This is a genomic window from Rhizobium sp. RU35A (genome assembly GCF_900156005.1).
GTDB classification, from domain to species: Bacteria; Pseudomonadota; Alphaproteobacteria; order Rhizobiales; family Rhizobiaceae; genus Neorhizobium; species Neorhizobium straminoryzae.
The window spans coordinates 1-1,235 of record NZ_FTMR01000050.1 but is presented as its reverse complement, the minus strand read 5'-3'; the positions used below and the strand labels follow the sequence as shown (position 1 = coordinate 1,235).

Annotated in this window: 1 protein-coding gene; it reads left to right on the top strand. The window is 56.2% G+C overall.

Going from position 1 to position 1,235, the window contains the following annotated elements; genetic code table 11:
• Nucleotides 1-80 precede the first annotated feature (80 nt).
• A protein-coding gene (locus F3H95_RS26990) for an IS3 family transposase (RefSeq protein WP_143124834.1) occupies nucleotides 81-1,180 on the top strand; the annotation gives its coding sequence in 2 pieces (ribosomal slippage) (nucleotides 81-333 and nucleotides 333-1,180; 1,101 coding nt in all).
• Nucleotides 1,181-1,235 lie beyond the last annotated feature (55 nt).

The window sequence follows — 1,235 nt, the reverse complement described above, 5'->3', positions numbered from 1 at the left end:
TGACGTGCTCCCAATAAATTGGGCCATTTGGAACTGGAATTTTCCATTTATCATCCCTGCGGGGAGAGAGGAGAATTCCGATGAAGGCATCGAAGTTTAGCGAGGCGCAGATCGCGTTTGTTTTGAAGCAGGCGGAGGACGGCACGCCGATCGGGGAGGTCTGTCGAAAGGCTGGCATTTCCGATGCGACGTTCTACAATTGGCGCAAGAAGTATGCGGGCCTGATGCCGTCCGAGATGAAGCGGTTGCGTCAGCTTGAGGAGGAGAACGCCAAGCTGAAGCGGATCGTCGCCGACCTTTCGCTGGATAAAGCTATGCTACAGGATGTTCTGTCAAAAAAGCTCTGAAGCCTGCCCGCAAGCGTTCACTCGTCGACAAGGTCCGATCCGACTGGAAGATATCCACCCGCCGGGCCTGTGCGGTCCTCAATATCGACCGGTCACTCTATGTCTACAAGTCGAAACGCGGCGAGCAGGCTGAATTGAAGCTGAGGATCAGAGACATTTGCCAGACACGTGTCCGGTATGGATACCGGCGCGTGCATATACTGCTTAAGCGTGACGGATGGCCGGTCAATCCGAAGCGAATCTATCGTCTTTACAAGGAGATGGACCTTCAACTGCGCAACAAGGTGCCAAAGCGGCGGGTGAAGGCAAAGCTGCGTTCAGACCGGACCGCAGCGACCCGGTCCAACTATGTCTGGGCCATGGACTTTGTGCATGACCAGTTGGCTACCGGCCGCAAGATCAGGGTCCTGACGGTCGTTGATACCTTCTCCCGCTTCTCGCCGGTTGTCGATGCACGGTTCAGCTATAAGGGGGAAGATGTCGTCCAGACCCTGGAACGCACATGCCGCCAGATTGGCTATCCGGCGGTCATTCGTGTCGATAACGGCAGCGAGTTCATCTCTCGCGATCTCGATCTGTGGGCCTATCACAAAGGCGTTGTGCTCGACTTTTCCCGGCCTGGCAAGCCGACGGACAACAGCTTCATCGAAAGCTTCAACGGCAAGTTCAGGGCGGAGTGCCTGAATGCCCACTGGTTCATGAACCTTGACGACGCGCGGGTAAAAATGGAGGATTGGCGCAGAGACTATAACGAATTCCGGCCACACAGCGCCATCGGCAACAAGGTGCCGATTTCGCTCATGAAGGGCTCATCGGCACCACCGCTGACCTGAGCCATAACCCCGGAAAATTCCAGCTCCCGGTGGCCCAAAATCGGGGAGCACGTCA